The organism is Teichococcus vastitatis (assembly GCF_003604215.1).
GTDB classification, from domain to species: Bacteria; Pseudomonadota; Alphaproteobacteria; order Acetobacterales; family Acetobacteraceae; genus Pseudoroseomonas; species Pseudoroseomonas vastitatis.
The window spans coordinates 1-4,916 of sequence record NZ_QXGS01000086.1 but is presented as its reverse complement, the minus strand read 5'-3'; the positions used below and the strand labels follow the sequence as shown (position 1 = coordinate 4,916).

Here is a 4,916-nt window from a genome sequence, read left to right as displayed (position 1 = left end):
GACGTTGACAACGCTGAGCCGCACCATTCTGGCGCAGATGGGATTGAACGAGCACGACAAGCCTGCGGTCAGTCTGGCTGCAGAATAAACCCGGCCTTTATCAAGGATCATGACGATGCCGAGTGACATCCTGGGATCGCTGCGCGCGCTGGTCTGCGACAGCAAGACCGCCCCCGCGCCGCGGGTCGATTACGGCCGGATGACTGACTTCTCGACCATGCCTGATTGGGTAAGCTACCAGTCGATGCAGAACGCGTTCCAACGCGACAAGATATTCGCCGATTATTATTTCCTGCCCCGCAGCGGCCGCATGGAAGCAGAGATCGATACGCCGCAGGGTCGCAAGCTACTGTTCTCGGGCTACAACTATCTCGGCTTGGCGAATGATCCGCGGGTGGTCGAGGCGACGCAGCGGGCGGTGCAGATCTATGGCAGCCATGCCGGCGCTGCGCGCATGGTGGGTGGTGAAATCGATGCGCATCGCGAGTTGGAGCAAGAGCTAGCCGAGTTCACCGGCCATGAGGACGCCGTAGTCTGCGTCAGCGGCTACGGTGCCAACGTCTCGGTGCTGGCCTACCTGCTGGGCAAGAAAGATCTGCTGGTGCATGACAATCTGATGCACAACAGCGGCATTGCCGGCGGGGTGCAGTCCGGCGCCCGCCGCATGGCTTTCCCCCACAACGATTATGACACGCTGGAGCGCATCCTTGCTGAGCACCGCGATCACGCCGATCGCGTTATTATCCTGGTAGAAGGCTCCTACAGCATGGACGGCGATATCGCCGACCTGCCGCGCCTGCTGGAAATCAAAAGGCGCTGGGGCTGCTGGCTCATGGTCGATGAGGCGCACTCGATCGGCACGCTGGGTGAAACCGGCCGTGGCCTGGCCGAGCACTGGAGCCTGGCGTCCAGCGGTATCGACATCGTCATGGGAACGCTATCCAAGAGCTTCAGCAGTTGCGGTGGCTTCATCTGCGGTGGCAAACCCATGATCGCCCTGCTGCGCACTTATGCCCCTGGTTTGCTGCTGTACAGCACCGGGATCTCGCCGGCGAACACTGCCGCGGCCCTGGCGGCGCTGCGGGTGCTGAAGGCTGAGCCGGAGCGCGTGGCACGGCTGCAGGAAAACTCCCGCATGTTCTGCGTGGAAGCCCGCGATCGCGGCATGGACATCGGTGACGCGGCCGGCCTAGCCCCTATCGTGCCAGTGATCATCGGCCATGACATGAAGGGACTGCGGGTTGCCTCGCGGTTGTTCGAGCAGGGCGTGCTGGCACATCCGATCCTCTACCCTGTCGTGCCGCGTGACAGCTCGCGCATCCGCTTCTTTATCACCGCCATGCACGAGCCGGCGCAGATCCACCATACTCTCGACCTGCTGCAGAAGGAGCTGGCGGATTGAACCGGATGCTGGTCGAGCCGCCGGTGATGTTCACAGATCATCGAACTCGGATGTTCGAGATCCTGCTGGGCAAGCCGTGGCTGTCGCTCCTGATCGCGTTGATCCTGGTCGTGGCTTCTTCAGTCGGCGCTGGCTTCCTCCATTTCCGTTCTGATGAACGCGTGTTCTTCGCCAGCGACAATCCGGATCTCGCACGATTGGAGACGTTCGAGGCGCGCTACGGCAAGGACGACACCCTGCTTCTGCTGATAGAAGCCAAGACCGGCGATCTGGTCACGCCGGAGCGCCTCACGGCAATGGCAACGATCGTTGACGATTTGTGGACCATGTCCATGGTCAAGCGGGTCGACGCACCGACGAATTTCCAGATCGCCAGCGGGGATGGGGAAGGGTTAGTGATCGACCAGCTTTGGCGTCTGGGCGATCCGACCGATACTCCGAGCCTTGAGCGGCTGCGCGAACGAGCGCAGCAGACTGATCTGCTGATGGGCCGCCTTCTTACCGAGGACTTCCGTACCGCACTGGTCGCATTGAAGTTCCGTATTCCGCCCGATCAGGTGGCCCAGGCCAGTGAAGGCCTCACCGGGGAGCTACGGAACCATGTGGCGCAATGGCGCGAAGCCTATCCAGAGCTGACCTTCCGGATCTCGGGCAGCATGGCGTTGAATACCACTTTCGGTGAGGCTTCGGCACAGGACAGCGCCTTGTTGATCCCGTTGATGTTCGTTGTGCTGCTGGCGCTTCTTTGGCTGATGGTGGGCAGCCTAGTTCCGGTACTAATCTCGTTCACCGTGATCACCGCGGCGATCGCCTCGGCACTCGGCGTCGGCGGCTACCTTGGCGTTCCGATGACCTCGGTCTCGGTGGCCGCCCCGTTCGTGATCACCATCGTCGCGGTCTGCGATACCGTGCACTTCGCCTTCGCGGCAGCCGAGGCGCGCCACAAGGGTCACGACCGAAGGGCGGCAGTGATACACGCTGCGAAGATGACCGCCTGGCCTGTCCTTCTGGCATCGCTCACCACCGCAGTCGGCTTCTTCAGCCTGTTGTTCTCGGATTCACCGCCTTTCGCGCATCTTGGCCTGCTCTGCGGCCTTGGGACGGTCTTCGCCTACATCTACGCCATGACCATCGGTCCGGCCCTGCTGACTTTGATCCCTTGGAAGGGCCGTGAAGCGCTGGTTCGGTTCGGACCGGCCATCGGCCGTGTTGCCGGGTGGGCAGCGAGGCGGCCCTTTCCGGCCATGCTGCTGGCCTTGATCCCGGCGCTGGGAGCCGCCGCCTTCATCGGCAACAACCGGCTTGATGACCGCTATGTGCATTATTTCGACGAGCGCTTCGAGTTTCGCCGCGACGCCGACGCGCTGAATAGAACCCTCGGTGGCTTCTACACCCTTGAATACGATCTGCCGTCCCCAGCCGATGCCGGCGTGTCCAACCCGGGCTATCTGACGGCGCTGGACCGCTTTGGCCAGTGGATGCGGGCACAGCCGGAGGTCACCCACGTCGCCAATCATGCGGACCGGATCAAAATGGTGCATCGCGCCATGCTGGACGGCGCCGCCGAGGCCTACCGCGTTCCGGCGGATCCGGCGATTGCCGCACAGCTTCTGGCTCTCTATGAGATGCGGCTGCCCTTCGGCATGGATCTGCGTGAGCAGGTCACAGCAGATCGTTCAGCCAGTCGCATGACCGTAGCGCTTAAGGACGTCTCTACCGCCGAGACTCTGGCTCTTGCCAACCGTGCGAGCGCCTGGATCGCTCGGGAGGCACCGCTTCTGTCCAGCGGCTCGGAGGCTACCGGCACAACCACGATGTTCGCCCATATCGGTATGCGCAACATCGAGAACATGGTGCTGGGCACCAGCCTGGAGTTTGCGGTGGTCGGCGGGATGCTGTTGCTGGCTTTCCGGAGCTTCTGGATGACCGGTGTCGCCATGGTGGCGAACATCCTGCCTGCCATTGCGGCGCTCGGCGGCTGGGGCCTGCTCGTGGGTGAGGTGGGTATGGCAGTTGCTGCCGTTGTCGCTGTCACCCTTGGCATCGTTGTCGATGACACGATCCACAGCATGACCGCGCTGCGACGCGCGCGGGCGCGCGGCCTGCGCTCGGCCGAATTAGCCCGTGAGGCTTTCACTGAGATCGGCCCGGGCATGCTGGCGACCACCGTCTGCCTCGCCGCCGGCTTTTTCACGCTGGCGCTGTCGGGGTTCCAGATCAACGCTTGGCTCGGCCTGATGACCGGCATCGTGATTGTCATCGCGGTGATCTTCGACCTGTTGTTCATCCCCGCCGCCTTCACGCTGCTCTCGAAGAAGGATGCATAATCTCATGCCAGTTTCTTTCCGAAATATCCTGGCGGCGTCGGCCTGCCTGCTGAGCCTGTCCTTGTCTTTGGATGCTGCTTTGGCACAGGGTGATGCGCGAGGTCGCCAGATCGCTTCGCAGGTTTCTCAATCTGACGCTGAGTATGGCGACGAAGTGGTTGAAGGTGTGCTGACCATCAACGGCGGCTCGCGGCGCAGCTTCACCATGAACACGCTTGAGCGCGAGCCCGGCGGTGACCGTCGTGCCGTGGTGTTCCATGAGCCACGTGACCTCGCCGGCTTCGTTTCGTTGAACCATTCCGAGATCCTGCGGCCAGACCAGCAATGGATCTACCTGCCGCAGCTCAATCGCACACGGCGGCTCTCGGCGCGGGACAAGACTGGTTCCTTTGCCGGCTCGGAGTTCTCGTTCGAGGACATCGTCCGCTGGGAGCTGGAGAAATACGACTACCAGTATGTCGAGACGGTGAACTGCGGTGCACCTAAACCTTGCGAGACAATCGCCAACATCCCGCGATACGAGTACTCTTCTTATTCCAAGCTGGTTGAAACCATCGATATGGCGATCCTGCAGCCGCGCAATATCAAGTATTTTGACTTGAGTGGCCGACACTTTAAGACACTTGAGTTCTTCGACTATAGGAAGGTCGGCCGCTACTGGCGACCTGCGCGGACGGTGATGACCAACCATGTGACAAATGACGTGAGCCAGATCCTGTGGAGCAACTATCGCTTCGGCACCGGGCTGTCCGAGGCCGACTACAATGCTGAGCGCATCGAGAGGTGGGCGCGCTGAGCATGCGGCTCGGCCTTGGGCTCTGCCTGGCTATGGTCTCCCATTTAGCCGTGGCGCAGAGCTTGCGCGGCTCCCTTGAGACCGGGACGGAGGTGTTCACCCAGGCCCCTGCCTTCACCAGTCAGTCGGATGCTGCCGTGCAGCCTTACGTAAAGCTGCGCCTGCAGGGTGCAGCCGAGCTGGGGCCGGAGACGGAGTTGGTACTGAATAGCCGCGCCGTCGCCACGATCTTCGCAGACCAAAAGATCTTTGGCGATGCATCGGAAGCCTTCCTCGAGCATCGCATGGAGCGTTACAGCATCCGCGCAGGCATGCTCGATGAACGCTGGGGCTTTCTGGATGCCAAAAATCCGGCCAACATTTTCAACGCGCTCGATATCGTTGAGGATTA

Annotated in this window: 4 protein-coding genes; all 4 read left to right on the top strand. The window is 61.7% G+C overall.

Annotated elements, in window-relative coordinates:
• Positions 1-115 precede the first annotated feature (115 nt).
• A complete protein-coding gene (locus D2K64_RS22770; RefSeq protein ID WP_157986070.1) occupies positions 116-1,402 on the top strand; it encodes an aminotransferase class I/II-fold pyridoxal phosphate-dependent enzyme in 1,287 nt (428 codons plus the stop codon).
• Between the two features lie 5 nt (positions 1,403-1,407).
• The gene (locus D2K64_RS22765) at positions 1,408-3,729 is read left to right on the top strand and encodes an efflux RND transporter permease subunit (protein ID WP_120010667.1); all 2,322 of its coding nucleotides are present in this window, start codon (positions 1,408-1,410) and stop codon (positions 3,727-3,729) included.
• Positions 3,730-3,733: 4 nt separating this feature from the next.
• Complete coding sequence (locus D2K64_RS22760) at positions 3,734-4,525, top strand: outer membrane lipoprotein-sorting protein (protein ID WP_157986068.1); 792 nt, start codon at positions 3,734-3,736, stop codon at positions 4,523-4,525.
• The coding region (locus D2K64_RS22755; RefSeq protein WP_202910801.1) for a hypothetical protein at positions 4,513-4,916 on the top strand (404 nt) is incomplete at its 3' end. The genes D2K64_RS22760 and D2K64_RS22755, both read left to right, overlap by 13 nt.

Coding starts and splice junctions, on each gene's coding strand:
- D2K64_RS22760 (WP_157986068.1), top strand. CDS start 3,734: ATGCCAGTTTCTTTCCGAAATATCCTGGCGGCGTCGGCCTGCCTGCTG.
- D2K64_RS22770 (WP_157986070.1), top strand. CDS start 116: ATGCCGAGTGACATCCTGGGATCGCTGCGCGCGCTGGTCTGCGACAGC.
- D2K64_RS22765 (WP_120010667.1), top strand. CDS start 1,408: ATGCTGGTCGAGCCGCCGGTGATGTTCACAGATCATCGAACTCGGATG.